Consider the following 25382-nt stretch of genomic DNA (forward strand, 5'->3'; position numbering starts at 1 on the left):
CCCTCCCACAAGGGACGTTCGGACCACGCGCACCGCGCGCGATGGGGGGTGGACTGAGGACGTCACAGCGTGAGGCGTGCCGAGGGAGCCGCGCGGTGCGCCTGGCGCTCCGAGCGCGAGGCGGTGGCACCTGTGAGCATCCGCACCCCCCTGACCCTGGCGTCGATCGAGCCCGACGCCGGCCTGCGAGCCGCCCTGGCGCTCGACCCGGCGGGGGTGGTGGCGACCGTCACGGACTCGGGGATCAAGGGCCGTGGCGGTGCCGGGTTCCCCACCGGCCGCAAGTGGGCCCTCGCCGCCGGTGCGCCGGCGCCGGACGGCGTGCGCTACGTCGTGTGCAACGCCGACGAGGGCGAGCCGTCCACGTTCAAGGACCGCGTGCTGCTGGACGAGCTGCCGGACCTGGTGTTCGAGGGCATGACGATCGCGGCCTACGCGATCGGCGCGCACGAGGGCATCTGCTACCTGCGCGGCGAGTACGTCTACCTGCTCGACGCCCTCGAGGCGTGCCTCGCCCGACGCCGGGAGGCCGGGCTGCTCGGCGACGACGTGCTGGGCTCCGGCTTCTCCTTCGACGTGCGGGTGTTCCTCGGCGCCGGCGCGTACGTGTGCGGCGAGGAGACGGCGCTGATCGAGAGCCTCGAGGGCCGTCGCGGCGAGGCGCGCAGCCGCCCGCCGTTCCCGGTGGTGCGCGGGTACAACGGGGCGCCCACCGTGGTGAACAATGTCGAGACCTTCGCCTGGACGGCGGCGATCCTCGCGCGCGGCGCCGACTGGTTCGCGGCGATCGGCACCGACCGGTCCACCGGCCCCAAGCTCCTCAGCGTGTCCGGCGACGTGCAGCACCCCGGCATCTACGAGTTCCCGCTCGGCGTGCCGATCGCCACCGTCCTGGAGGCGGCAGGTGGGGCGGACGCCAAGGCGGTGATCGTCGGCGGCGCGGCCGGCACGTGCGTGCCGCGTCGCGACTTCGGCCGGGCGATCAGCTACGAGGACGTGTCCACCGGCGGCGCCGTCATCGTCCTCGGGCCCTGGCGCGACCTGCTCGAGGTGGCCGAGAACCTGCAGTGGTTCTTCGTCAACGAGTCGTGCGGCCAGTGCACCCCCTGCCGGGTCGGCAGCCTGAAGCTGCTCGAGGGCATCCGTCGGCTGCGCCGCGGCGAGTGCACGCGGCAGGAGCTGGCGGACCTGGTCAGCCTGGGCGGCACCATGCAGATCGCGTCCAAGTGCGGGCTGGGGCAGGCCGCACCGAACGTGTTCCTGTCCCTGGTCAGCAGCCTGGAGCAGGAGATGCTCAGCCACATCCCGGCCGGCGCACGGTGAGGGGACGACGATGACCACCACCACGACACCGGGCACCGCGACGAGCACGGACACCGTGCGGGTCGTCGTCGACGGCATCCCCGTCGAGGTCCCCGTCGGCTCGTCGATCCTCGACGCCGCCCACCTCGCGGGCCGCCGCGTCCCCACCCTGTGCCACCACCCGGACCTGCCGGACGTCGGCATCTGCCGGGTCTGCCTCGTCGAGGTCGTCGGCCAGCGCGCGCTGCAGGCGTCGTGCGCGTACCCGATCAGCGAGCCCGTCGAGATCCGCACCTACAGCCGCCGCGTGCGCCAGGCCCGCCAGACGGTGGTCGACCTGATGCTCGCCGAGCACTACGGCTCCTGCCAGACCTGCGGCCGCAACGGCGCCTGCGAGCTGCAGGACCTGGCCGCCGAGTACGGCTCGGACCACTACCGGTTCGGCCGGCAGACCGCGCCGACGCGACCGTTCGACCTGGTGGGCCCGTCGATCGTGCGGGACATGAACAAGTGCGTGCACTGCACCCGCTGCATCCGCACGTGCGCACAGGTGCAGGGCGTCGGCGCGCTCGGCGTGATCGGCCGCGGCAGCTCGACGACCATGTCGCCGTACCTGACGCTGCCGATCTCCGACGTGGTGTGCATCAACTGCGGCCAGTGCATCGACCGCTGCCCGACGGGCGCCCTGCAGGAGCACGACGACACCGAGGCGGTGTGGCGGGCGATCGAGGACCCGACCAAGCACGTGGTGATCCAGACGGCACCGGCGCCCCGCGCCGCGATGGGTGAGGAGTTCGGCCTGCCGCCCGGCACCCCGGTGACGTGGCAGCTGAACACGGCGCTGCGTGGCATCGGCTTCGACAAGGTGTTCGACACCAACTTCGCCGCCGACCTGACCATCATCGAGGAGGGCACGGAGCTGCTGCTCCGCCTGTACGAGAACCTCGTCCTCGACGACCACAGCCGGCCGCTGCCGCAGTTCACCTCGTGCAGCCCGGGCTGGATCAAGTACCTCGAGCACCGGTACCCCGAGGCGATCGGCAACCTGTCCAGCTGCAAGAGCCCCCAGCAGATGTTCGGCGCGGTGATCAAGGGCTTCTACGCGCAGCGTGCGGGCGTCGACCCGGCGGACGTCGTCTCGGTGTCGCTGATGCCGTGCACGGCGAAGAAGTTCGAGGCGGCCCGGCCGGAGATGGTCGACTCGGGCTACCGCGACGTCGACGTCTCGCTGACCACGCGCGAGCTGGCCCGGATGATCCGCGAGTGCGGCATCCGGCTGCCGGACCTGCCGGAGTCGGACTTCGACGACCCGTTCGGCACGGCGTCGGGGTCCGGCGTGATCTTCGGGGCGACCGGCGGGGTGATGGAGGCCGCGCTGCGCACCGTCGTCGAGCTGGTCACGGGCCGGCCGGTCGAGGAGCTGTTCGACCACGCCGACATCACGCCGGTGCGCGGCTTCGAGGACACGCGCTACACCGAGATCACGCTCCCCGACCAGCTCGGACCGGTCCCGGCGATCCTCGCCGGGAAGATCCCCGACTTCGACTGGCTGCGCGGTGTGACGCTGCGGCTCGGCGTGGTGCACGGGACGGGCAACGCCCGGAAGGTGATGGAGGACATCGCCGCCGGCGGCCTGTTCAGCAGGTGCCACTTCATCGAGTTCATGGGCTGCCCGGGCGGCTGCCTGGGCGGCGGCGGCCAGCCCGTGCCGACCGACGCGACCATCCGCGCGGCGCGGGCACGCGCCATCTACGCGGAGGACGCGCACTACGGCGAGACGGGTCGGGCCCGCAAGAGCCACGAGAACCCCGCGGTGCTGCGGCTGTACGACGAGCTGCTCACCGACGGTCCCAACGGGCCGACGGCCCACCACCTGCTGCACACCACGTACACGCCACGCGGCAGCTTCATCGCCGCGGGCGGGACGGGCAAGCGGAGCGCGACGAGGGAGGCGTCCCGATGACCGGCATCCCGGCCGACGTGCTGGAACGTGAGGCCGACCTGGTCGGCGCGATCGACCGGCTCGTGGCGCAGCACGGCGCCCGACGCAGCTCCCTGCTGCCGATCCTGGAGGCGCTGCGCGAGCAACGGCGCCAGATCAGCGACGTCGCCATGCAGGTGGTCGCCGACCGCCTCGGCCTGCCGCCCGTGGAGGTCCAGGGCGTGGTGACCTTCTACCACTTCCTCGGCACCGAGCCGACGGGCCGGCACGTCGTCCACCTGTGCCGGACGATCTCCTGCGCGATGGCGGGCATGGGGGCGATCGCCGAACGGCTCGAGAACGAGCTCGGCATCCGGTTCGGCGAGACGACGGACGACGGGCTCGTCACGCTCGCGTGGGCCAACTGCATCGGCATGTGCGACCGCCCGCCGGCGATCCTGCTGGACAGGCAGGCGATCGGCCGGGTGACGCCCGACGACGCGTGCGAGCTGGTCGCACGCCTCCGTGCAGGGTCGTCGGACGACACGGTCGGTGGGACGCCGGTGGGAAACTGGTCGGGTGACCGAGGACCTGACCCCAGAGACGACGACGCCCGCTGACCACCCCGCCGACCAGCCGCTCCAGGACCGCGGCGGCAACCGCTCGCTGCGGCCGTCGTCGGCGGAGTTCCTCCGGTTCGTCACCTCCGGCTGGGCGCCTCGGCCGGCGAGCACGGTCACCCGGGCCGCGGTCGCGGACCTCACGCCGGCCCGCCGCACCGCGCTGGCCGCCGCCTTCGCCGGCCAGCGCCTCGTCGTGCCTGCGGGGCGCGCCCAGGTCCGGTCGAACGACACCGACTTCCGCTTCCGCCCGCACGCCGCGTTCGCCCACCTGACCGGGCTCGGCATGGAGCAGGAGCCGGAGGCCGTGCTCGTGCTGCACCCGGTCGAGGACGGCACCGGGGAGGGCGGCGGGAGCCACCGGCCCGTGCTGTACCTGCGTCCCCTGTCCGGCCGGGACAGCGAGGAGTTCTTCGCCGACAGCGCGCGCGGCGAGTTCTGGGTGGGCGCCCGGCCGACCCTCGAGGACATGGCGACGCTGACCGGCGTCCCCACCGCCCACCTCGACGACCTGCGGGACGCGCTCGCCAAGGACGCCGGCACCGACGGTGTGCTGCTGGCCGTGGTGCCGGACGTCGACGAGGCCGTGTCGCAGATCGTCGAGGAGATCCGCGCCGACGAGGCCGCGGGCAAGCGGCGCGACGAGCGGCTCGCCGAGGCGCTCTCGGAGCTGCGCCTGGTCAAGGACGCGCACGAGGTCGAGCAGATGCGCGAGGCCGTCGCCACGACGATCGCCGGGTTCGAGAAGGTGGTGCGGCAGCTGCCCGCGGCCACCACGCACCGGCGCGGCGAGCGCGTGGTCGAGGGCACGTTCATCGGGCACGCGCGGCAGGAGGGGAACGACGTCGGCTACGCGACGATCGCCGCCGCCGGCGAGCACGCGACCACGCTGCACTGGACCGACAACGACGGCACCGTGCGCCCGGGCCAGCTGCTGCTGCTCGACGCCGGCGTCGAGATCGACTCGCTCTACACCGCCGACGTCACGCGCACGCTGCCCGTCGACGGCCGCTTCACGGACGCGCAGCGCAAGGTCTACCAGGCGGTGCTGGACGCGGCCGACGCCGCGTTCGCCGTCGTGCGCCCGGGCATCCGGTTCCGCGAGGTGCACGGCGCCGCCATGGAGGTGATCGCCGACCGGCTCGCCTCCTGGGGGCTGCTGCCGGTCAGCGCCGCCGAGTCGCTGCGGCCGGACGCCCAGTTCCACCGCCGCTGGATGGTGCACGGCACCAGCCACCACCTCGGCATCGACGTCCACGACTGCGCGCAGGCGCGCGTCGAGATGTACCTCGACGGGGTCGTCCGGGCCGGGATGGTGTTCACCATCGAGCCGGGCCTGTACTTCAAGTCGGACGACCTGCTGGTCCCCGAGGAGCTGCGCGGCATCGGCGTCCGCATCGAGGACGACGTGCTGGTGACCGCGGACGGTGCCGAGAACCTGTCCGCGGCCCTGCCCCGCGACCCCGACGCCGTGGAGGCGTGGATGGCCGGCCTGCTGGCCTGAGCCGGCCGGTCAGGCGGTCGGCTCACCCGGTCCGGACGGCCCACCCGGTCCGGACGGTCCCGTCGGCTCACCCGCACGCGACGGAGCCGACGGACCGGTCGGCGAGGCGGGCGGCACCGGCGGCGCCGGGGGCGCGACCGGTGGCACGTCGGGCCGCGCCGGTCCCGGGTAGGTGGCGGTGGGGTCCGACGGCGGGGGTCCCATCGGCCGGCTGGGCTCCGGAGTGCGGTCCGGCCAGCCGGAGCGGACCCCGCCGATCGACGCGAGCAGCTGGCGCGCCTTGCCGGCGTGCTCCGTCGCGCACAGCACCGAGTAGGACGTCGCGACGATCTGGCTCGACGAGGTGAAGTCGCGCCGGCCCCGCGAGAACGAGTAGGTGATCACCGAGAAGAGCAGCCCGAACGCCCCGCCGAACAGGATCGCGGGCAGGAACAGGCTCGTCGCGTTCGACGAGAACAGGGTGAAGATCAGCCCGACGAACAGACCGAACCACGCCCCCGAGGCGAACCCGCCGAGCGCCACCGACGGGTAGGACAGCCGCCGCAGCACCCGCTCCACCATCTGCAGGTCGGTGCCGACGATCGTCACGTGCTGCACGGGGAACTGGGAGTCGGCGAGGTGGTCCACCGCCCGCTGCGCCTCGAGGTAGGTGCCGTAGGACGCGACGGTCTCCCCCTTGGGCAGCGTCGGTGTGCTCGGGGTCCGGTTCGGACGGGTGAACGACATGCGTCGATCCTGGCCCACGCTGCGGCGATGTGCCTAGGGCAGCCCCGGCACGCCCGGTGCCGTGCGGAGGCGCACCGCTTAGGCTCACCTGCGTGAGCGCCGCCGGGACACGCGTCTTCGTCGCACGGCTCGCGGGCACCATGGTGTTCGACCCCCTCGGGGACCACGTCGGCCGGGTCCGCGACGTCGTCGTGCTGGTGCGCCCGAAGGGGGCGGCGCGCGCAGTGGGGCTGGTCGTCGAGGTACCGGGACGACGCCGCATCTTCCTGCCGCTGACCCGCGTGACCGCGATCGACCCCGGACAGGTGATCTCCACCGGGCTGCTCAACATGCGCCGCTTCGAGCAGCGCGCCGCCGAGACGCTCGTCGTCGGGGAGCTGCTGGACCGGACGGTGGACCTGGTCGACGGTTCGGGAACGGTGCTGATCGAGGACGTCGCGATCGAGCGGCAGCGCAACGGCGACTGGTTGGCCACCCAGCTGTTCGTCCGGCGCCCCCGGCCCAGCGGTGGGCTGCTGCGCCGCCGTGGCGAGACGATGCTCGTCGGCGCCGACGAGGTCAGGGGTCTCGCGCGCACGACGGACGCCCAGGGCGCCCGGCTGCTCCTCGCGCAGTACGCCGACCTGAAGCCCGCCGACCTCGCCGACGCGCTGCACGACCTGACCACCGCGCGGCGGCTCGAGGTGGCCGCGGCGCTGGACGACGAGCGCCTGGCGGACGTGCTCGAGGAGCTGCCGGAGGACGACCAGGTCGAGATCCTGCAGGTCCTGGACCTGACCCGGGCGGCGGACGTGCTCGAGGCGATGCAGCCCGACGACGCGGCAGACCTGCTCGGCGAGCTGCCTGACGCGCAGCAGGCGGAGCTGCTGGGCCTGATGCAGCCGGAGGAGGCGCGGGACGTCCGCCGGCTGCTCGCCTACGAGGACAACACCGCCGGCGGCCTGATGACCACCGAACCGGTGATCCTGGGCCCTGAGACACCGATCGCCGCGGCGCTCGCGCACGTCCGGCGGCAGGACCTCAACCCGGCCCTCGCATCGGTCGTGTTCGTCACGCGCCCACCGCTGGAGACGCCGACGGGCCGGTTCATCGGCGTCGTGCACCTGCAGCGCATGCTGCGCGAACCGCCGCACCAGCCGATCGGGGCGATCGTCGACACCGACCTCGAACCGGTGACGGCCGACGCGCCGCTGCTGAGGGTCACCCGTGAGCTCGCCACCTACAACCTGCTGGTGCTCCCGGTGGTCGACGCCGAGCGGCGGCTGCTCGGTGCGGTGTCCGTGGACGACGTGCTGGACCACCTGCTGCCGGAGGACTGGCGCGAGGTCGACGACGAGACGACGGGTGCCCAGCATGGCTGAGCGTCGGCTGGACACCCCGCGCGAGCAGGGTCGCACCTGGCGGCCTGCGCTCGACCCCGACGCCATCGGCCGTGGTGCGGAGGCGTTCGCCCGGTTCATGGGCACCGGGCGCTTCCTGCTCTACATGACCGGGTTCATCATCGTCTGGATCTTCCTCAACGTCGTCGGGCTGGTCGGCCACTGGGACCCGTACCCGTTCATCCTGCTCAACCTCTGCTTCTCGGTTCAGGCGTCGTACGCGGCGCCGCTGATCCTGCTCGCCCAGAACCGGCAGGACGACCGCGACCGCGTCGCGCTCGAGCAGGACCGGCAGCAGGCGGAAAGGAGCCTGGCGGACACCGAGTTCCTCGCCCGCGAGATGGCGGCGCTGCGCATCGCGCTGTCGGAGGTCGCCACCCGAGACTTCGTGCGGTCCGAGCTCCGGGCCCTGCTGGAGGACCTGACCGAGGACCGCGACGCCGACGTCGTGCCGACCACGAGCGGCGGCACCGACCGGAGCGCGCCACCCAGCGCCTGACGCCCGGGCCGTCGCAGACCCAGGAGGCGACGAGGGTCACAGATGACGGCCCGGTCGCCGCACCTACGATTGCCCCATGCCGACCGACACCCCGCCCACCGCCACGTCTCCCGCCCCCGGCGGTCTCGAAGAGGCGATCCGGGCAGCGCTGGCGCGGGTGCAGGACCCGGAGATCCACCGGCCGATCACAGACCTCGGCATGGTGCGCTCCGTCGAGCTCGACGGCGGCCGCGTCGTGGTCGGCATCGACCTCACCGTGCCGGGCTGCCCGCTGAAGGACACGCTGCAGCGCGACGTCACGGCCGCGGTCGCCGCGGTGCCGGGCGTCGACGAGGTGGTGGTCCAGCTCGGGTCGATGACGGCCGAGCAGCGTGCCGAGCTTCGCTCCCGGCTGCGCGGCGGGGCCGGCGAGCCCGTCATCCCGTTCGCCCAGCCCGGTTCGCTGACCAGGGTGATCGCGGTGGCGTCCGGCAAGGGTGGCGTCGGCAAGTCCTCCGTCACGGCCAACCTCGCGGTGGCGATGGCCCGCCAGGGGCTGTCCGTCGGCGTGGTCGACGCGGACATCTACGGCTTCTCGCTGCCGCGCATGCTCGGCGCCGACCGCCCGCCCACGCAGGTGGACGACATGCTCCTGCCGCCCGAGGCGAACGGCGTCAAGGTGGTGTCGATCGGCCAGTTCGTCGCCCCCGGCCAGCCCGTCGTGTGGCGCGGACCGATGCTGCACCGGGCCCTGCAGCAGTTCCTCGCCGACGTGTTCTGGGGCGACCTCGACGTGCTGCTGCTGGACCTGCCGCCCGGGACGGGCGACATCGCCATCTCCGTGGCCCAGCTGCTGCCGGCATCCGAGCTGGTGGTGGTCACGACCCCGCAGGTCGCGGCGGCCGAGGTCGCCGAGCGTGCCGGTGCCGTCGCGGTGCAGACGCGGCAGCGGGTGATCGGCGTCGTGGAGAACATGTCCTGGCTGGAGCAGCCGGACGGCACCCGGTTCGAGCTGTTCGGTGCCGGCGGCGGCGCTCGGGTCGCCGAGAGCCTGTCCCGCATCACCGGCACGGACGTGCCCCTGCTGGGTCAGGTGCCGCTCGACGTGTCGCTGCGCGAGGCGGGCGACGGCGGGACGCCGGTGGTCGCAGCGAACCCCGAGACGGCCGCCGCCCGGGTGCTCACCGACATCGCCAAGCGGCTGGCGGTGCGGCCCCGCGGCCTGGCCGGCCGCTCGCTCGGGCTCTCCCCCGTCGGCCGCTGACGGGAGCACGGAGCGCACCGCTCCCCCGGCCGTGGCCGGTGATGCCCTCCCGATGGCTCAGGCGTCGAACTCCACGACCAGGGGGGCGTGGTCGCTGAACCTCTCGGCGTACGACGGCGCACGGTCCACGTTCGCCGCCACGGCCACCTCGGCCAGCGGTGCGGACGCGAGCTGGTAGTCGATCCGCCACCCCGCGTCGTTGTCGAACGCCTTGCCCCGCCAGGACCACCAGGTGTACGGCCCGGGACCGCCGCCACCCAGCTCGCGCCCCAGGTCGTGCCAGCCGAGGTCGTCGAACCAGTGGTCCAGGTACGCCCGCTCCTGCGGCAGGAAGCCGGCGTTCGCCAGGTTGCCCTTCCAGTTCTTGATGTCCACCTCGCGGTGGGCGATGTTCAGGTCGCCCCCCACCACGGCCAGCCCGCCGGCCTGCGCCAGCTCCCGCAGACGTGCGCCGACGTGCTCGCAGAACGCGTACTTCTCCTCCAGCGACGGCGTGCCCACCGTCGCGGAGTGCAGGTACACCGACACGACGGTCAGCGTCCCACCGTCCGGCACCGTGACGTCCGCCTCGACCCACCGCCCGGCGTCACCCGTTGCTCCGGTGCCCAGGCCGACGCGGACGGCGGTCATCGGCAACCGCGACGCGATCGCCACGCCGGCCCGGCCCTTCGCAGCGCCCGCCTCGTGCGCGAGGTCCCAGACCGCCGGGTCCAGGTGGTCGGCCAGGATCTCGTCCGACCCCCGGACCTCCTGCAGCAGCAGCACGTCCGGCTGGCGCTTGTCCAGCCACTCGCCCATGCCGCGGCGGAAGGCGGCACGGATGCCGTTGACGTTGACGGTGGCGACGCTCAGCACCGGGACATCCTGCCGGACGCCACCGACATCCCCGCCGACCAGGTCAGCGACCGGCGTAGGCCGCCTCGAGCGGGGCCACCTCGAGCTTCGACATCGTGAGCATGACGGCCATCGCGCGGGCGACGCCGGCGGGGTCGGACCCGCTCATCACGCGCGTCAACCCGGCGGGCACCACCTGCCACGACACGCCGAATTGGTCGACCAACCACCCGCACTGACCCGGCTGTCCGCCGTCGGCCGTCAGCGCGTCCCAGTACCGGTCGACCTCCTCCTGGGTGTCCACCTGCAGGAGCACGGAGAAGGCCGCGTCCAGCCGGAGGGCGGGGCCGCCGTTCAGGAACGTGAACGGCACGCCGACCAGCTCGAGCTCGACGATGAACGGCGCACCGTCCGCCACACCGGGTGTGCCCGCCGGCGCCTGCACCACCGAGGTGACCCTCGTGTCCGGCAGCAGCGCGGCGTAGTGCTGCGCCGCCGGTAGCGCCTGGTCGTCGAACCACAGGTGCGAGCGAACCGTCGTCATGACCGACCCCGTCCCCGGCGCCCCCTGCGGGCACCGTCAGCCGTACCGACCGCCCCCACCACGCGATCTCATCGCCAGGCTGACCGGCACCGCGCCCTGGGGTCGCACGCGGCACCGGCCCACCGCCGGCGACGCGCTCAGGCGAGGATGCGCTCCGCGGCCTCGACGACGTTGGTGAGCAGCATCGCCCGCGTCATCGGCCCGACGCCGCCGGGGTTGGGCGACACCCACGCCGCCACCTCGCGCACCGCCGGGTCCACGTCGCCCACCACACGCGACCGGCCCGTCGCCGGGTCGGTCACCCGCGAGACCCCGACGTCCACCACGACGGCACCGGGCCGCACCATGTCCGCCGTCACGATGCCCGGCACCCCCGCCGCGGCGACCACGACGTCGGCGTTGCGCGTGTGCGCCGCCAGGTCCGCCGTCCCGGTGTGGGTCAGCGTCACCGTGGCGTTGAGCTCCCGGCGCGTGAGCAGCAGCCCGATCGACCGTCCGACGGTCACGCCCCGTCCGACGACCACCACGTCCGCCCCTCGCAGGTCGACCCCGTGCCGGGTGAGCAGCTCGACGATGCCGCGCGGGGTGCACGGCAGGGGTGACGTCACCGGCTCGTTCACCCGCAGCACCAGCCGCCCGAGGTTGGTCGGGTGCAGGCCGTCGGCGTCCTTCGCCGGGTCGATCAGCTCCAGCACACGGTGCGTGTCGATGCCCTTCGGCAGCGGCAGCTGCACGATGAAGCCGGTGCAGTCCGGGTCCTCGTTCAGCCGCGTGACCGCCGCCTCGATCTGCTCCTGCGTGGCGTCAGCCGGCAGGTCCTCACGGATCGACGCGATGCCGACCTGCGCGCAGTCGCGGTGCTTGCCCTCGACGTAGAGCCGCGACCCGAGGTCGTCCCCGACCAGCAGCGTGCCGAGCCCGGGGCGCAGCCCCCGGGCCGCCAGCGCGGCGACCCGGGAGGTGAGCTCGTCCTTGATAGCAGCCGCTGTCGCGGTGCCGTCCAGCAGCCGTGCCGTCATCAGTACTGCTTCAGGCCGGCGTAGAGCGGGAACGCCTCGGTCAGCTTGGCGACCCGTGCCCGCAGCGCGTCGATGTCCGCGCCGGTGCCGTCCACCAGCGCGGTCGCGATCACGTCCGCCACCTCGGTGAACTCGGCAGCACCGAAACCGCGCGTGGCGAGCGCCGGGGTGCCGATGCGCAGGCCGGAGGTGACGCGCGGGGGGCGCGGGTCGAACGGCACGGCGTTGCGGTTCACCGTGATGCCTGCGTCGTGCAGGAGGTCCTCGGCCTGCTGGCCGTCGAGCGGCGAGTTCCGCAGGTCCACCAGCACCAGGTGCACGTCCGTGCCGCCGGTGAGCACCGAGACCCCGGCGTCCCGCACGTCCGCCGCCGACAGGCGCTCGGCGATGATCTTGGCGCCCTCCAGCGTGCGGCGCTGGCGGTCGGCGAACTCCGCGGTACCGGCGATCTTGAACGCCACGGCCTTGGCGGCCACCACGTGCATCAGCGGGCCACCCTGCTGACCGGGGAACACGGCCGAGTCGATCTTCTTGGCGTACTCCTCGCGCGAGAGGATGAAGCCCGAGCGCGGGCCGCCGATCGTCTTGTGCACGGTGGACGAGACGACGTCGGAGTACGGCACGGGCGACGGGTGCAGCCCGGCGGCGACGAGGCCGGCGAAGTGCGCCATGTCCACCCAGAGCTTGGCGCCCACCTCGTCGGCGATCTCGCGGAACGCCGCGAAGTCCAGGTGCCGCGGGTACGCCGACCAGCCGCCGATGATGACGGCCGGACGGTGCTTGAGCGCGGCCTCACGCACCGCCTCGGGGGTGATCAGGAACGACTCGGGGTCGACCCCGTACGCCGCGACGTCGTACAGCCGGCCGGAGAAGTTGATCTTCATGCCGTGCGTCAGGTGACCGCCGTGGGCCAGCTGGAGGCCGAGGATCCGGTCACCCGGGGTGGCCAGCGCGTGCAGCACGGCCGCGTTGGCCGTCGCGCCCGAGTGCGGCTGCACGTTGGCGTGCTCGGCACCGAACAGCGCCTTGGCGCGGTCGATCGCGATCGTCTCGGCGATGTCGACCTGCTCGCAGCCGCCGTAGTACCGCTTGCCGGGGTAGCCCTCGGCGTACTTGTTGGTCAGCACCGATCCCTGCGCCTGCAGCACCGCGCGGGGGACGAAGTTCTCGCTGGCGATCATCTCCAGCGTGCCCTGCTGCCGGGCGAGCTCACCGTCCAGGACGGCGGCGATGTCGGGGTCGAGCTCAGCGATGGACTGATCCATCAGATCGGTCATGGTGGCGCTCCGTTCGCAGTCAGCGGTGGGCGGCGGCCGGCGACGGGCACCCCGCACCGTGGTGGTGGGTGACCGGGGGCCCAGGCGTCCGACCCGCTGGTCCTGCTGCTGCGTCGCTCCCCGGTGGTGACCCACCCGTTGCGCCAGTCGCGACGCGCCAAGACTACCAACGGGCCCGTCGCCTGCCGCCAGCCCGTCTCAGGACGACGGCCCGTCTCGGGACCGCCGACCGTCTCACGACCACGGGCCCGTCAGTCGTGCGCGGGCGGCTCCTCGAGCGCCGCCAGCCACACCCGCAAGATCTGCTCGAGCTGACCGGCCCGCTCCTCGCCGATCATCGCGACCAGCCGGTGCTCGTTCGCGATGTGCTCGGTGTAGGCGGCGTCGATCACCTCGCGGCCCCGCGCGGTCAGCGCGACCACCCGGCCGCGGCCGTCGTGCGCGTCGCGACGACGTTCGACGAGCCCGGCTCGTTCCAGCCGGTCGATCCGCTTGGTCATCCCGCCGGTGGTCACCAGCGTGTGCTCCGCGAGGTCGCCGGCGCTCCGCTCGAACGGCGCTCCCCCGCGCCGCAACGTGGCAAGCACGTCGAAGTCGCCCTCGCCCAGGCCGTGCCTCCGGTAGACCTCCACGAGCCGGTCGGTCAGGTGGTTCGCCACCCGGTGCAGGCGGGTGACCACACCCTGGGGGCTGACGTCGAGGTCCGGCCGCTCCCGCTCCCAGGCAGACCGCAGCAGGTCGATGCGATCCGGGCCCGGCACCCCGTCGTCCGCCATGCCGCCCAGCCTATATCTTCCCGGTCAGGTACTATCCCTTCCATGGAAGGTAATTGGCGCGCCTCCGCCACCACCGCGGTCGCCCCCGTCGCGTGGGGTGCCACCTACTTCGTCACGCGGCACGCCCTGCCGGCCCAGCTCCCGCTGTGGGGCTCGGCGCTGCGCGCACTCCCCGCCGGCCTGCTGCTGCTCCTCGTCGCCCGACGGTTGCCGCGCGGTCGGTGGTGGTGGCGCTCCGCCGTGCTGGGCCTGCTCAACACGAGCGTGTTCTTCGTGCTCGTGTACGTCGCCTCGCAGCGGCTGGAGACCAGCACCGCCTCGACCGTCATGGCGACGTCGCCCTTCGTGCTCATGCTGGTCGCCCGGCCGCTGCTCGGCCAGCACCCGACCCGCGCCGCCCTGGTCGGCGCCGCCCTCGGCGTGGCGGGCGTCGTGGCGATGCTGACCACGGGCGCCGCGCGTCCCGACCCGCTCGGCATCGCGGCCTCGGTCAGCGCGATGGTGATGTCGTCCGTCGGCTACGGCCTGGCGACGCGCTGGCGCGACGACGTGGACGTCGTCAGCTCCACCGCCTGGCAGCTGGTGGGCGGCGGCCTCCTGCTGACCCCGGCTGCCCTGCTCGTGGAGGGTCCGCCGCCGAGGCTGGGACCCGAGGCCCTCCTCGCCGTCGGATACGTGGCGCTGGTCGCCACGGCGCTCGCCTACCTGGCCTGGTTCTCGGGCCTGCGCCGCCTACCCGCCTCCGCCGTCGGCCTGCTCGGACTCCTGAACCCGGTCACCGGCGTCACGCTCGGGCTGCTGCTCGGCGGCGAGCGGCTCGGCCCGCTCCAGGTGGTCGGCACGATCACCGTGCTGGCAGCCGTGCTGGTCGGACAGCCGTCGACCGCCGCCGTCGTCGCACGCCTGCGGGCACCGCTCGTCCGGCGCAGAGCGCCCGTCCCGGGCTCAGCCGACGAGTCCCCGCGGCTCGCCGAACCGTGCAGCGTCAGTCCTCGGTAGCGGCACCGTCGTCGGCGGGCTCCAGCTCCTCACCGGGGTCCCGACCCAGGAACCGGCGCAGGTAGGCGTAGGTCAGGTCCCCGGCCGTCCGGTCGTGCTGGTACTCGTAGCCCCGCCGCGTGTACATGGCGATGTTCTGCACGGAGTCCCGCGCGGTGAAGATCCACACCTCGCTGATGCCGTCCGGCAGGAACGTCGCCACGGCGTCGAGCAGGTGCGTGCCGACGCCCTTGCCCTGCTGGTCGGGCGCGACCGCGAACCGGCCGAGCGTCGCCTTCGAACCCTCGACCAGCACCCGGATCGAGCCGACCAGCCGGTGCCGCTGCCACATGCCGACGGTGATCACGCCCGGGGCGGACAGGTCGGCTCGCAGCTCCTTGAGCGTCTGCGTCAGCGGCGGGATGAAGGGGTCGTTGGCGAGCTGCGCCTCCGTCACGAACGCAGCCCGGCGCAGCGTCAGCAGCTCGCCGGCGTCCTCCGCGGTGACGAGGCGGATCTCGATGTCGTCGGCCGTCATGCGGCCATCGTCCCAGGCCCGGCACCGACCGCACTACTCTCGGGCCTCGTGTCCCCCACCACAGACACCGACGCCACCGCCTGGGTGCTGACCCTGTCCTGCCCCGACCGTCCCGGCATCGTCGCCGCGGTCGCCGGCCTGCTCGCCGAGCACGGAGGCAACATCACCGAGTCGCAGCAGTTCGGGGACGCCGACTCGGGTCTGTTCTTCATGCGCGTGCAGGTGACGGCGGCGGCGTCGCGGGAGTCGCTGGAGACGGCGCTGACCGCGTTGGCGGAGCGGTTCGACCTCACCTGGGAGCTCGACGTCGCCGGTCGACCGATCCGGACCCTGGTCATGGTCTCCACCGCGGCGCACTGCCTGAACGACCTCGCCTTCCGCCAGCGGTCGGAGAGCCTGCCGATCGACATCGTGGCCGTCGTGTCCAACCACGAGGTGCTGCGCCCGCTGGCCGAGTTCTACGACATCGCCTTCCACCACCTGCCGGTCAGCCCCGACACCAAGGCGCAGGCCGAGGCGCGGCTGCTCGAGCTGGTCGACCAGCTCGACGTCGAGCTGGTCGTGCTGGCCCGCTACATGCAGGTGCTGTCCGACGACCTGTGCCGACGGCTGCCCGGCCGGGTGATCAACATCCACCACTCGTTCCTGCCGTCGTTCAAGGGCGCCCGCCCGTACGCCCAGGCGCACGCCCGCGGCGTCAAGCTGATCGGAGCGACGGCGCACTACGTGACCGCGGCGCTCGACGAGGGGCCGATCATCGAGCAGGACGTCGAGCGGGTGGACCACAACCGCACGGTCGCCGACATGGTGCGCCTCGGCCAGGACGTCGAACGTCGCGCGCTGGCCCGTGCCGTTCGCTGGCACGCCGAGCACCGCGTGCTGCTGGACGGCCGCCGCACCATCGTCTTCCGCTGAGCCACCCGCCCGCCGGAGCTGTTCGCGTCGGTCCGAGCTTCTCGCGCTCGCCCGAGCTGCCCGCGCCGGCCCGAAGTGCTCGGACACGCCACGAGGGCCCCGCACCTTCCGGTGCGGGGCCCTCGTGCGTGCTGTGCTGACGGGACTACTTGGTCAGCGGGGCCAGCGTCGGGTCGTTCGCGTAGACCTGGGCCGCGTTCGCCTTGGTCACGATGACCGGGGTCAGCAGGTAGGCCGGGACGACCTTGACACCGTTGTTGTAGGACTTGGTGTCGTTCACCTGAGCGTCCTTGCCGGCCTGCAGGTCCTTGATCGTCTGGACCGTCTGCTTGACCAGCTCGCGGGTGTCCTTGTAGATGGTGGAGTACTGCTCACCAGCCATGATGGACTTCACGGACTCGACCTCAGAGTCCTGACCGGTGACGACCGGCAGGTCCTTGCCGGCCTGCTTGACCGAGGTCATCGCAGCGCGGCCGAGGGTGTCGTTCGGGGACAGGATGCCGTCGAGCTTCTTGTCCGTGTAGGTGCCCGCCAGGATCGTGTCCATGCGCTTCTGGGCGTTCTCAGCCTTCCAGCCCTGGGTCGAGACCTGCTCGATCGTGGTCTGGCCGGAGGGCACGACGAGCGTGCCGTCCTTGATCTTCGGCTCGAGCACGGACATCGCACCGTTGAAGAACGGGGCGGAGTTCGCGTCGTCGGGCGAACCGGCGATGAGCTCGATGTTGTAGGGGCCGTTGCCCTTGCGCGCCTTGAGGCCGTCCAGCAGGGCCTGGCCCTGCAGCTGGCCGACCTTGTAGTTGTCGAACGCGATGTACAGGTCCACCGCGTCGGTGTTCTTCAGCAGGCGGTCGTAGGCGATGATCGTCGCGCCGGAGGACTTGGCGTCCTTCAGCTGGCTGCCGAGCTGCGAACCGTCGATGGCGCCGACGACGATGACCTTGGCCTTCTGCTCGACCATCGAGGAGATCTGGTTCTGCTGCTCGGTCACACCGCCGTTGGCGAACTGGACGAGCGGCTTGAAGCCGGCGGCCTTGAGGTCGTCGTTGAACAGGCTCTCGGCGAGGACCCAGTTCTCCGAGGTCTTCTGCGGCAGGGCGACACCGATGGTCGCGTCGGCAGCGAAGCCCTTGGCAGCGGCGCTGGAGCCGGCCGAGGAGGCCGCGGTGGAACGCGAGTTGGACGAGCAACCGGTGAGCACCAAGGCCCCGGCGGCGCCGACCGCGATGGCCGCGACTGCGAACTTCTTCATGGGATATCGCTTTCTTGTCGGGCACCCGTCATTGGGTGCGGGTGTAACAGCGGAAATCTGTGGAGGACTAGCCCCGAGCGGCGGTCTCGCCGGCGCTGACCGGCACGGAGGGCTGCTCGGAGGTTCCGGGCGAGACGATGTCGTTGCGCCGGTTGCGGAAGAGGGTGCCGATGATCGACGGGCGACCCTGGACCTTGTTGTAGACGTCGAACGCCACAGCGGCGAGCAGCACCAGGCCCTTGATGATCTGCGTGCGGTCGGAGCCGACACCCATCAGCTGCAGGCCGTTGTTCAGCACGGCCATCACAAGACCACCGATCATCGACCCGACGACGGTGCCGACACCGCCGGAGACCGCCGCACCACCGATGAACACGGCGGCGATCGCGTCGAGCTCCCAGCCGGTGCCGTCGAACGGGCCCGAGGCGGTGGAGCGACCGATGAACACGATGCCGGCCAGGGCGGACAGCAGGGACATGTTCATCATCACGACGAAGTTGGTCCGCTTGATGTTGACGCCGGACAGGGCCGCTGCGGCCCGGTTGCCACCGACCGCGTACACGTGGCGACCGGTGATGGTTCGCGCCGAGATGAAGTGGTAGACGATCACCAGCACCACGAGGATGACGCCGGAGACCGGGAAGGACGTGCCGGGGCGGCCGGAGCCGAACAGCCAGGTCACGTAGCCGAGCAGGGCCACGATGAGCACGGTCCGGATGACCGACACCATGACCGGCATCTGGGCGCCGTTGAGCTTGGCGGCCTTGCTGCGCCGACGGAACTCCACCCAGACGGTGAACACGATCGCGAGCACGCCGAGCAGCAGCGTCGAGTTGTTCAGACCGGTGTTGGGGCCCCACTCGGGCAGGTAGCCGGCGCCGAGGTACTGGATCTGGTTGGGCACCGGGATGGTGTTCGACTTGCCGATGTACTGGTTGGCGCCGCGGAACAGCATCATGCCGGCCAGCGTGGTGATGAAGCCGGGGATGCCGACGTAGGCGACCCAGGCGCCCTGCCAGGCACCGATCAGGGCGCCGACCGCCAGGCCGAGGATCACCCCGAGCCACCACGGGATGCCCCAGTCGCGGATCGCGAGCGCCACCACGATGCCCACGACCGCCGCGACCGACCCGACCGACAGGTCGATGTGCCCGGCGATGATCACCAGCACCATGCCGATGGCCAGGATCAGCACGTAGGCGTTGCCGTTGATGATGTTCTGGGCGTTGGTCGACGTGAGGACCTTGCCACCCGTCGTGAACTGGAAGATCGCGATCAGCGCCGCGAGCGCGAACACCATTCCGAACTGGCGCGCGCCGCCGCTGAACAGCTGCTTGAGAGACTTCATCGTCGAGATTCCTTCGTGCCGGTAGGGCTTCAGTGGGTGGCGGCCGAAGCCGCGCCGGTCATGAGGCGCATGAGGGACTCCTGCGTGGCATCCGCCCGGTCGACGACGCCGGTGATGGCGCCCTCGAAGATCGTGTAGATGCGGTCGCAGAGGCCGAGCAGCTCAGGCAGCTCGGACGAGATGACGACCACGCCCTTGCCTGCGTCGGCGAGGCGGTTGATCAGGCCGTAGATCTCGAACTTCGCACCGACGTCGATGCCTCGGGTCGGCTCGTCCAGGATCAGCAGGTCCGGCTCCGGGAACATCCACTTGCCGAGCAGCACCTTCTGCTGGTTGCCGCCGGAGAGCTTGACCACACCCTCCGTCACGGAGTTCGCCTTGACGTTCAGCGCCTTGCGGTACCGCTCCGCCGCCAGGTACGCCGCGTCCGCGTCGATCACCGAGCGCTTGGAGATGCGCCGCAGGTCCGCCGCCACGACGGTGTCCTGGATGGTGTCGAGCAGGTTCAGGCCGAGCGCCTTGCGGTCCTCCGGGACGTAGGCGACCTTGTGGTCGATCGCCTGCTGCACCGTGTGGATCGACACGGGACGGCCCTCGATGAAGATCTGACCGCCGAGGTAGCGCCCGTAGGAACGGCCGAACAGCGACCGAGCGAGCTCGGTGCGGCCGGCGCCCATGATGCCGGCGAAGCCGACGATCTCGCCCCGGCGGACGTGGAAGTTCGAGCCCTTGCAGACCAGCCGGCCGGGCACCTGCGGGTGCTCGACGGTCCAGTCCTTCACCTCGAAGAAGGTGGCGCCGATGTTCGGCGTGTGCTCGGGGAACCGCGCCTCGAGAGAACGGCCGACCATGCCACGGATGATCCGGTCCTCGTCGACGCCACCGGCACCGACGTCCAGCGTCTCGACCGACTTGCCGTCACGGATGATCGTGATCGAGTCGGCGATCGCCGCGATCTCGTTGAGCTTGTGGGAGATCATGATGCTGGTCAGGCCACGGGAGCGCAGGCCCCGGAGCAGGTCCAGCAGGTGCGCCGAATCGTCCTCGTTCAGTGCCGACGTCGGCTCGTCGAGGATGAGCAGCTTCACGTTCTTGGAGAGCGCCTTGGCGATCTCGACGAGCTGCTGCTTGCCCACGCCGATGTTCTTGATCACCTCGTCGGGCGACTCGTCCAGGCCGACGCGCGCCAGCAGGTCGACCGCGCGGCGACGGGCCTCGGCCCAGTCGATGCCGAGCGAGCCCTTGACCTCGTTGCCCAGGAAGATGTTCTCGGTGATCGAGAGCTCGGGGATGAGCGCGAGCTCCTGGTGGATGATCACGATCCCGGCGTGCTCGCTGGACTTGATGTCCTTGAAGCGGACCTCTTCGCCGAGGTAGTTGATCTCACCCTCGTAGGTGCCGTAGGGGTACACCCCCGAGAGCACCTTCATCAACGTCGACTTGCCCGCACCGTTCTCCCCGCAGATCGCGTGGATCTCCCCGGCACGAACCTGCATGCTCACCCGGTCCAGGGCCCGGACCCCCGGGAACACCTTGGTGATCGACCGCATCTCCAGGATGACTGGGCCGTCCGTCATTTCACGCTCCTCGTGCCACACTGCACACCGCGACCCCGCGGGTCCGGACAGACACTAGGCAGGGCACCCCATCGCGTCAACTCATGAACGCAAGGCCGTGTCCGTACCCTCACCGCATCGTGACCTCGCCGTGACATTGGCATCCGTTGCCATCGGCCCGCCCCGACTCCGCCCGAGTCTTCACGTCCGGATCCGCCCGACTTCACGCAGTACAGGGGGCGGCTCGCTTCTTGTCATCACTTCTTGAACGCTAGGAACGGGCCGGGAAGTTCACCCGCCGCGGCCTCCGTGCGGCACCATCTGGGTCATGCGTCTGGAGATCCGCGTGCGCCCTGGGTCGTCCCGGGCGGGCGTCGGGGGCGAGCACGCGGGTCGCCTCGTGGTGGCCGTGCACGAGCGCGCGGTCGACGGCAAGGCGACGGATGCCGCCCTCGGCGCCGTCGCCGACGCCCTGGGCGTCCCCACCCGCAGGGTGCGCCTGGTGCGCGGGGCCACGAGCCGCGACAAGCTCGTGGAGGTCGAGACCCACGACGCGCAGGAGGAGGCCGACCTGCTCGAGCTCGTCGACCGGCTGCGGTCGGCTCGCTGACCGTTCAGCCCTCGGGGGACGGCCTGCGGCTAGATGACGGAGCGCAGGTGAGACACCGGCCGGTTCGACGAGGCACCGGTGATCGCGGCGATGATCGCCTCGTAGCTGGTGGTCGCCGTGTCGAAGGAGCCGTTGTTGCGCCCGTGGCGCAGGACCTCGATGCGGTCCGACACCGAGCGGACGTCCGTCATGTTGTGGCTGATCAGCACGACGCCGAGGCCCAGGTCGCGCAGCCTCTCGATGTGCGTCAGCACCTCGGCGGTCTGCGCGACGGACAGTGCCGCGGTCGGCTCGTCGAGCACGACGAGCCGGGGCTGACCGACCAGCGTCCGCGCGATGGCGACGGCCTGGCGCTGGCCGCCCGACAGCGTGCGCAGCGGCGAGTGCACCGACGGGATGCCGGCGGTGATCTGCTGCAGGATGCGCCGAGCCGTCTGCTCCATGCGCTCCTCGGCCAGCCAGCCGCCGGACGCGCGCACCTCCTGGCCCAGGAAGATGTTGGCCGTCACGTCGAGGTTCTCGCACAACGCGAGGTCCTGGAACACCGTGGCGATCCCGAGCTCGCGGGCCGCCTTGGCGGAGGTGATGCTGGCCGGCTCGCCGTCGAGCTCGACCAGGCCGGCGTCGGGACGCAGCACACCGGCGATGACCTTCGCCAGGGTCGACTTGCCCGCACCGTTGTCGCCGACGAGCGCGACGACCTCGTGCGCGTGCACCTCGAAGTCGACGCCGATCAGGGCCTCGACGGCACCGAACCGCTTGGTCACTCCCTGCATCGACAGCAGGGGCGGGCGGATGTCGGGCGTCGTCGCCGTCATGCTCTCCTGCTCCTCGTCGGTCATGCGTCCCGTCAGTGAATCGGTGCGGACGTCCACAGTCAACCAACCCCCCAGCGTCCGACCGGCTCGTCCTCGACCGCCCTCACCAACAGATCGGTCGACGACAGCACGAGCAGGAGGGCACCCATCACCTCGGCGTTGGCGCCGAGGTCGGCAGGGACCACCTCGAGAGGTGCGATCTGGTTCAGCAGCACCCGGCGGCGGATCGCCTCGCGCATGGGTCCGAGCAGGATCTCCCCCGTCTCGGCCAGCTCGCCACCGACCACGACGCACTGCGGGTTGACGGCCATGCCGAGCCCGGCGACGACGGCGCCGATGGTGGCACCGGCGTCGGCGACGATCTGGCGGCAGCCGGGGTCGCCGCTCAACGCCTGGGCGATCACGTCGCGGAGCGCCAGCGTGCCGTGGCTCGCGCGCAGCGGGGCGAGCAGCGCCTGCGCGCCGACCACCGTGTTGAGGCACCCGCGGCTGCCGCACAGGCAGATGTCGCCGCCCGCGTCGACCTGCACGTGGCCGATCTCCCCCGCCGTGCCGGCGAACCCGCGGTGGACCTGGCCGCCGATGACGATGCCGCCGCCGACGCCGTACGAGGCACGCACGTACACCGAGTCCTGGTAGCCGCGGGAGGCGCCGATGCGGCTCTCGGCCAGAGCGCCCAGGTTGGCGTCGTTGTCCACGAACACCGGTCGGTTCAGCCGCTTGGACATCACGTAGCCCACGGACACGTCGTCCCAGCCGCGCATGATGCCGGGGACGGAGATGGTGCCGGTGGCGACGTCGACCGGCGCCGGGAGGGCGATGCCGATGCCGAGCACCTCGTCCAGGGCGGACCCGACGCGCTCGAGCAGGTCGACGATCAGCAGGGCGGCGCGGTCCAGGCTGGTGTCCGCACGGTGCTCGGGCGGCAACGGCAGCGTCTGGTCCGCCAGCACCTCGTGGGAGGCGTCCGCCAGCGAGATGCGCAGGTGCCGCAAGCCGATGTGGACGCCGACAGCCACTCCGGTGCGGTGCGCGAGCGTGACGAGCTGGGCACGGCGACCGCTGCGGACCGTGGTGCGGACCTCGACGACGCCGGCCCCCAGCAGCTCCTTGACGATGTTGGACACCGTCGCGGCGGACAACCCGGTGGTGCCGGCGAGCTCCACCTGGGTCAGGCCGCCGAAACGACGGACGGCGTCGACGATCAGCGCGCGGTTCGCCCCTCGCAGGGCGGACTGCGACCCCGACATCGTCCTCGCCCTCCCGCCGCGCCGCGCCGCGCCGGAGGCGGCGCCGGTTCGTCGGCGCACCGGGCCTGCCCGGGCGGTTTCTGGGTGAATCAAACCACCGATCGTCAAGACCTCGCCCCGGCAGGCGCGGCGGCCGACCGGGGCGAGGTGGGGACGAGGGCGGTGCGGATCAGACCAGGCCGAGGGCGCGGACCTGGGCCCGCTCCTCCTCCAGCTCGGCGACCGAGGCGGCGAGCCGCTCCCGCGAGAAGGCGTCGAGCTGCAGGTCAGGCACGATGGTGAAGCGTCCGTCGGCCGCCGTGACGGGGAACGAGGAGACCAGCCCCTCGGGGACGCCGTAGGAGCCGTCGGACACCACGCCGGCCGAGGTCCAGTCCCCCGCCGGGGTGCCGTGCACCCAGGTGTGGACGTGGTCGATCGCGGCGTTCGCGGCCGACGCCGCCGACGAGGCGCCGCGCGCCTCGATGATCGCCGCACCGCGCTTGGCCACCGTCGGGATGAACGTCTCGCGGACCCAGGTCTCGTCGCCGACCACCTCGGGAGCCGGGCGGCCGCCGATGGTCGCCTGCGTGATGTCCGGGTACTGGGTGGCGGAGTGGTTGCCCCAGATGGTCAGCCGGGTGACGTCGGACACCGCTGCGCCGGTGCGGGCGGCGAGCTGCGCGACCGCGCGGTTGTGGTCCAGACGCGTCATCGCGGTGAAGCGGTCGGCCGGGACGTCGGGCGCGTGCTGCTGCGCGATGTACGCGTTGGTGTTCGCGGGGTTGCCGACGACGAGGACGCGCACGTCGTCCGCCGCACCGGCGTTGATCGCGGCACCCTGCGGTCCGAAGATCCCGCCGTTCGCGGTGAGCAGGTCGCCGCGCTCCATGCCCGCGGTCCGCGGGCGGGCGCCGACGAGCAGCGCCACCTGGACGCCGTCGAACGCGGCCGTCGCGTCGTCGTGGATGTCCGTGCCGGCGAGCAGCGGGAACGCGCAGTCCTCCAGCTCGAGCGCGACGCCCTCGGCGGCCTTGACGGCCTGCGGGATCTCCAGCAGGTGCAGCCGGACGGGTGTGTGCGGGCCGAGCAGCTGGCCGGAGGCGATCCGGAACAGCAGCGCGTAGCCGATCTGGCCGGCCGCGCCGGTCACCGTCACGTGCACGGGGGTGGGTGCGGACACGTTCGTTCTCCTTCGAATCGATCGCGCGGCGGCCGGCCGCCGGGTGGTGCTGCTGGTGCCGGACGCCTCAGGCGAGGCGAGCGGCGAGGTTCTCGTCGAGCTGGGCGAGGAACTCCTCGGTGGTCAGCCAGGGCTGCTTCGGCCCGACGAGCGAGGCGAGGTCCTTGGTCATCGCGCCCGACTCGACGGTCTTGATGACGACGTCCTCGAGGGTCTCCGCGAAGCGCGTCACCTCGGGCGTGCCGTCGAGCGCGCCGCGGTGCTTGAGGCCGCCGGTCCACGCGTAGATCGAGGCGATCGGGTTGGTCGACGTCGGCTTGCCGGCCTGGTGCTGGCGGTAGTGCCGGGTGACGGTGCCGTGCGCGGCCTCCGCCTCGACCGTCTTGCCGTCGGGCGTCATCAGCACGCTGGTCATCAGGCCGAGCGAGCCGAAGCCCTGCGCGACGGTGTCGGACTGCACGTCGCCGTCGTAGTTCTTGCAGGCCCAGACGTAGCCGCCCTCCCACTTCAGGGCCGAGGCGACCATGTCGTCGATCAGGCGGTGCTCGTAGGTGAGGCCGGCGGCGTCGAACTGCGCCTTGTACTCGGTCTCGAACACCTCGGCGAACAGGTCCTTGAACTGACCGTCGTACGCCTTGAGGATCGTGTTCTTGGTCGACAGGTACACCGGGTAGCCGCGCTGCAGGCCGTACGCGAACGAGGCCCGCGCGAAGTCCTTGATCGACTCGGTGAAGTTGTACATGCCCATCGCCACGCCGCCGGCCTCGGGGTAGACGACGACGTCGTGGCTGATCGGCGCGGAGCCGTCCGCCGGGGTGAAGGTCATCGTCAGCGTGCCGGCGCCAGGGACGACGAAGTCCGTGGCGCGGTACTGGTCGCCGAAGGCGTGACGGCCGATGACGATCGGCTTGGTCCAGCCCGGCACCAGGCGCGGGATGTTGCTGATGATGATCGGCTCGCGGAAGACGACGCCGCCGAGGATGTTGCGGATGGTCCCGTTGGGGCTCTTCCACATCTTCTTCAGGCCGAACTCGGCGACCCGCGCCTCGTCGGGCGTGATCGTCGCGCACTTCACGCCGACGCCGTGCTCCGCGATCGCGTGGGCCGCGTCGATGGTCACCTGGTCGTCCGTGGCGTCCCGGTGCTGGATCGACAGGTCGTAGTAGAGGAGGTCGACGTCCAGGTACGGGTGGATCAGACGGTCCTTGATGAACTGCCAGATGATCCGGGTCATCTCGTCGCCGTCGAGCTCGACGACCGGACCGACGACGCTGATCTTCGCCATGATGCGGGCTCTCCTGTGGGCCGGGGCCG

At 71.9% G+C, this 25382-nt stretch carries 24 protein-coding genes and 1 riboswitch; of the genes, 10 read left to right on the top strand and 14 right to left on the bottom strand.

Annotation, left to right across the window (positions count from 1 at the left end; genetic code table 11):
- Positions 1–132: 132 nt before the first annotated feature.
- Genes QMF98_RS12910 through QMF98_RS12925 form a run of 4 tightly spaced genes read left to right on the top strand, consistent with a single transcriptional unit; the run spans position 133 to position 5347 of the window.
- Positions 133–1323, top strand: a complete 1191-nt coding sequence (locus QMF98_RS12910; protein ID WP_337973407.1) for a complex I 51 kDa subunit family protein — start codon at positions 133–135, stop codon at positions 1321–1323.
- A gap of 10 nt (positions 1324–1333) precedes the next feature.
- On the top strand, positions 1334–3265 hold the full coding sequence (locus QMF98_RS12915) for a [FeFe] hydrogenase, group A (protein WP_337973408.1): 1932 nt from the start codon (positions 1334–1336) through the stop codon (positions 3263–3265).
- Entirely contained in the window at positions 3262–3843 is a 582-nt protein-coding gene (locus tag QMF98_RS12920; RefSeq protein ID WP_337973409.1) for an NADH-quinone oxidoreductase subunit NuoE family protein, read from the top strand. Before QMF98_RS12915 ends, QMF98_RS12920 begins: the two co-directional genes overlap by 4 nt.
- Positions 3803–5347: an aminopeptidase P family protein gene (locus QMF98_RS12925; RefSeq protein ID WP_337973410.1), complete on the top strand. Its 1545-nt coding sequence runs from the start codon at positions 3803–3805 to the stop codon at positions 5345–5347. The genes QMF98_RS12920 and QMF98_RS12925 overlap by 41 nt, the downstream gene beginning before the upstream one ends.
- Before the next feature lie 9 nt (positions 5348–5356).
- Here the strand turns inward: QMF98_RS12925 and QMF98_RS12930 are convergent, their stop codons facing one another.
- A complete protein-coding gene (locus QMF98_RS12930) occupies positions 5357–6073 on the bottom strand; it encodes a YflT domain-containing protein (protein WP_337973411.1) in 717 nt (238 codons plus the stop codon).
- Positions 6074–6165: 92 nt separating this feature from the next.
- Here QMF98_RS12930 and QMF98_RS12935 point away from each other — a divergent pair, with 92 nt between their 5' ends.
- The 3 genes from QMF98_RS12935 to QMF98_RS12945 all read left to right on the top strand — a co-directional run bounded on the left by QMF98_RS12935 (position 6166) and on the right by QMF98_RS12945 (position 9194).
- Positions 6166–7434 (top strand): magnesium transporter MgtE N-terminal domain-containing protein, encoded by a 1269-nt coding sequence (locus QMF98_RS12935; protein WP_337973412.1) that lies wholly within the window; start codon positions 6166–6168, stop codon positions 7432–7434.
- Positions 7427–7951, top strand: a complete 525-nt coding sequence (locus tag QMF98_RS12940; RefSeq protein WP_291757757.1) for a DUF1003 domain-containing protein — start codon at positions 7427–7429, stop codon at positions 7949–7951. The genes QMF98_RS12935 and QMF98_RS12940 overlap by 8 nt, the downstream gene beginning before the upstream one ends.
- 76 nt (positions 7952–8027) lie before the next feature.
- Complete coding sequence (locus QMF98_RS12945) at positions 8028–9194, top strand: Mrp/NBP35 family ATP-binding protein (RefSeq protein ID WP_337973413.1); 1167 nt, start codon at positions 8028–8030, stop codon at positions 9192–9194.
- Between the two features lie 57 nt (positions 9195–9251).
- Here QMF98_RS12945 and QMF98_RS12950 read toward each other — a convergent pair whose 3' ends face one another.
- The 5 genes from QMF98_RS12950 to QMF98_RS12970 all read right to left on the bottom strand — a co-directional run bounded on the left by QMF98_RS12950 (position 9252) and on the right by QMF98_RS12970 (position 13644).
- Entirely contained in the window at positions 9252–10049 is a 798-nt protein-coding gene (locus tag QMF98_RS12950) for an exodeoxyribonuclease III (protein WP_337973414.1), read from the bottom strand.
- A 43-nt stretch (positions 10050–10092) separates the two neighbouring features.
- The gene (locus tag QMF98_RS12955; protein ID WP_337973415.1) at positions 10093–10572 is read right to left on the bottom strand and encodes a VOC family protein; all 480 of its coding nucleotides are present in this window, start codon (positions 10570–10572) and stop codon (positions 10093–10095) included.
- 137 nt (positions 10573–10709) lie between these two features.
- Positions 10710–11591: a bifunctional methylenetetrahydrofolate dehydrogenase/methenyltetrahydrofolate cyclohydrolase gene (locus QMF98_RS12960; protein WP_337973416.1), complete on the bottom strand. Its 882-nt coding sequence runs from the start codon at positions 11589–11591 to the stop codon at positions 10710–10712.
- A complete protein-coding gene (gene glyA, locus QMF98_RS12965; RefSeq protein ID WP_337973417.1) occupies positions 11591–12868 on the bottom strand; it encodes a serine hydroxymethyltransferase in 1278 nt (425 codons plus the stop codon). Before glyA ends, QMF98_RS12960 begins: the two co-directional genes overlap by 1 nt.
- A 71-nt stretch (positions 12869–12939) precedes the next feature.
- Positions 12940–13029, bottom strand: a riboswitch (ZMP/ZTP riboswitch).
- Between the two features lie 90 nt (positions 13030–13119).
- Positions 13120–13644, bottom strand: coding sequence for a MarR family winged helix-turn-helix transcriptional regulator (locus tag QMF98_RS12970; RefSeq protein ID WP_337973418.1), 525 nt, complete (start codon positions 13642–13644; stop codon positions 13120–13122).
- Between the two features lie 42 nt (positions 13645–13686).
- Between QMF98_RS12970 and QMF98_RS12975 the strand changes: the two genes are divergently transcribed.
- Complete coding sequence (locus QMF98_RS12975; RefSeq protein ID WP_337973419.1) at positions 13687–14643, top strand: DMT family transporter; 957 nt, start codon at positions 13687–13689, stop codon at positions 14641–14643.
- Here QMF98_RS12975 and QMF98_RS12980 read toward each other — a convergent pair.
- The gene (locus tag QMF98_RS12980; RefSeq protein WP_291757768.1) at positions 14630–15160 is read right to left on the bottom strand and encodes a GNAT family N-acetyltransferase; all 531 of its coding nucleotides are present in this window, start codon (positions 15158–15160) and stop codon (positions 14630–14632) included. The two genes, QMF98_RS12975 and QMF98_RS12980, sit on opposite strands and share 14 nt — an antisense overlap.
- Positions 15161–15208: 48 nt before the next feature.
- Between QMF98_RS12980 and purU the strand changes: the two genes are divergently transcribed.
- Entirely contained in the window at positions 15209–16075 is an 867-nt protein-coding gene (gene purU / locus QMF98_RS12985) for a formyltetrahydrofolate deformylase (protein WP_337973420.1), read from the top strand.
- A 145-nt stretch (positions 16076–16220) separates the two neighbouring features.
- Here the strand turns inward: purU and QMF98_RS12990 are convergent, their stop codons facing one another.
- The 3 genes from QMF98_RS12990 to mmsA form a co-directional block, all read right to left on the bottom strand.
- Complete coding sequence (locus QMF98_RS12990) at positions 16221–17324, bottom strand: substrate-binding domain-containing protein (RefSeq protein ID WP_337973421.1); 1104 nt, start codon at positions 17322–17324, stop codon at positions 16221–16223.
- 67 nt (positions 17325–17391) lie between these two features.
- Positions 17392–18672 carry a multiple monosaccharide ABC transporter permease gene (mmsB, locus tag QMF98_RS12995; protein WP_337973422.1) on the bottom strand — a complete coding sequence of 427 codons (1281 nt, stop codon included), beginning with the start codon at positions 18670–18672 and terminating at the stop codon, positions 17392–17394.
- A 29-nt stretch (positions 18673–18701) separates the two neighbouring features.
- Positions 18702–20249, bottom strand: a complete 1548-nt coding sequence (gene mmsA / locus QMF98_RS13000) for a multiple monosaccharide ABC transporter ATP-binding protein (RefSeq protein ID WP_337973423.1) — start codon at positions 20247–20249, stop codon at positions 18702–18704.
- Between the two features lie 307 nt (positions 20250–20556).
- Between mmsA and QMF98_RS13005 the strand changes: the two genes are divergently transcribed.
- Positions 20557–20838 carry a DUF167 domain-containing protein gene (locus QMF98_RS13005; RefSeq protein ID WP_337973424.1) on the top strand — a complete coding sequence of 94 codons (282 nt, stop codon included), beginning with the start codon at positions 20557–20559 and terminating at the stop codon, positions 20836–20838.
- A 29-nt stretch (positions 20839–20867) separates the two neighbouring features.
- Here the strand turns inward: QMF98_RS13005 and QMF98_RS13010 are convergent, their stop codons facing one another.
- The 4 genes from QMF98_RS13010 to QMF98_RS13025 all read right to left on the bottom strand — a co-directional run bounded on the left by QMF98_RS13010 (position 20868) and on the right by QMF98_RS13025 (position 25353).
- On the bottom strand, positions 20868–21680 hold the full coding sequence (locus QMF98_RS13010; RefSeq protein WP_337973425.1) for an ATP-binding cassette domain-containing protein: 813 nt from the start codon (positions 21678–21680) through the stop codon (positions 20868–20870).
- Between the two features lie 35 nt (positions 21681–21715).
- Positions 21716–22906, bottom strand: a complete 1191-nt coding sequence (locus tag QMF98_RS13015; RefSeq protein WP_337973426.1) for an ROK family transcriptional regulator — start codon at positions 22904–22906, stop codon at positions 21716–21718.
- A gap of 169 nt (positions 22907–23075) precedes the next feature.
- Positions 23076–24068 carry a malate dehydrogenase gene (locus QMF98_RS13020; RefSeq protein ID WP_337973427.1) on the bottom strand — a complete coding sequence of 331 codons (993 nt, stop codon included), beginning with the start codon at positions 24066–24068 and terminating at the stop codon, positions 23076–23078.
- Positions 24069–24135: 67 nt separating this feature from the next.
- Positions 24136–25353 (bottom strand): NADP-dependent isocitrate dehydrogenase, encoded by a 1218-nt coding sequence (locus QMF98_RS13025; RefSeq protein WP_337973428.1) that lies wholly within the window; start codon positions 25351–25353, stop codon positions 24136–24138.
- Positions 25354–25382: the final 29 nt, after the last annotated feature.

The sequence above is a fragment of the Cellulomonas sp. NTE-D12 genome, from assembly GCF_027923705.1.
GTDB lineage: Bacteria > Actinomycetota > Actinomycetes > Actinomycetales > Cellulomonadaceae > Cellulomonas.

What these genes read in the sequence shown, in the direction of transcription:
- QMF98_RS12955 (WP_337973415.1), bottom strand. Translation starts at nt 10,572, where the DNA reads ATGACGACGGTTCGCTCGCACCTGTGGTTCGACGACCAGGCGCTACCG.
- QMF98_RS12960 (WP_337973416.1), bottom strand. Translation starts at nt 11,591, where the DNA reads ATGACGGCACGGCTGCTGGACGGCACCGCGACAGCGGCTGCTATCAAG.
- glyA (WP_337973417.1), bottom strand. Translation starts at nt 12,868, where the DNA reads ATGACCGATCTGATGGATCAGTCCATCGCTGAGCTCGACCCCGACATC.
- mmsB (WP_337973422.1), bottom strand. Translation starts at nt 18,672, where the DNA reads ATGAAGTCTCTCAAGCAGCTGTTCAGCGGCGGCGCGCGCCAGTTCGGA.
- QMF98_RS12945 (WP_337973413.1), top strand. Translation starts at nt 8,028, where the DNA reads ATGCCGACCGACACCCCGCCCACCGCCACGTCTCCCGCCCCCGGCGGT.
- QMF98_RS12940 (WP_291757757.1), top strand. Translation starts at nt 7,427, where the DNA reads ATGGCTGAGCGTCGGCTGGACACCCCGCGCGAGCAGGGTCGCACCTGG.
- QMF98_RS13010 (WP_337973425.1), bottom strand. Translation starts at nt 21,680, where the DNA reads ATGACCGACGAGGAGCAGGAGAGCATGACGGCGACGACGCCCGACATC.
- QMF98_RS13025 (WP_337973428.1), bottom strand. Translation starts at nt 25,353, where the DNA reads ATGGCGAAGATCAGCGTCGTCGGTCCGGTCGTCGAGCTCGACGGCGAC.
- QMF98_RS12920 (WP_337973409.1), top strand. Translation starts at nt 3,262, where the DNA reads ATGACCGGCATCCCGGCCGACGTGCTGGAACGTGAGGCCGACCTGGTC.
- QMF98_RS12930 (WP_337973411.1), bottom strand. Translation starts at nt 6,073, where the DNA reads ATGTCGTTCACCCGTCCGAACCGGACCCCGAGCACACCGACGCTGCCC.
- QMF98_RS13015 (WP_337973426.1), bottom strand. Translation starts at nt 22,906, where the DNA reads ATGTCGGGGTCGCAGTCCGCCCTGCGAGGGGCGAACCGCGCGCTGATC.
- QMF98_RS12980 (WP_291757768.1), bottom strand. Translation starts at nt 15,160, where the DNA reads ATGACGGCCGACGACATCGAGATCCGCCTCGTCACCGCGGAGGACGCC.
- QMF98_RS12970 (WP_337973418.1), bottom strand. Translation starts at nt 13,644, where the DNA reads ATGGCGGACGACGGGGTGCCGGGCCCGGATCGCATCGACCTGCTGCGG.
- QMF98_RS12915 (WP_337973408.1), top strand. Translation starts at nt 1,334, where the DNA reads ATGACCACCACCACGACACCGGGCACCGCGACGAGCACGGACACCGTG.
- QMF98_RS13005 (WP_337973424.1), top strand. Translation starts at nt 20,557, where the DNA reads ATGCGTCTGGAGATCCGCGTGCGCCCTGGGTCGTCCCGGGCGGGCGTC.
- QMF98_RS12975 (WP_337973419.1), top strand. Translation starts at nt 13,687, where the DNA reads ATGGAAGGTAATTGGCGCGCCTCCGCCACCACCGCGGTCGCCCCCGTC.
- QMF98_RS12990 (WP_337973421.1), bottom strand. Translation starts at nt 17,324, where the DNA reads ATGAAGAAGTTCGCAGTCGCGGCCATCGCGGTCGGCGCCGCCGGGGCC.
- mmsA (WP_337973423.1), bottom strand. Translation starts at nt 20,249, where the DNA reads ATGACGGACGGCCCAGTCATCCTGGAGATGCGGTCGATCACCAAGGTG.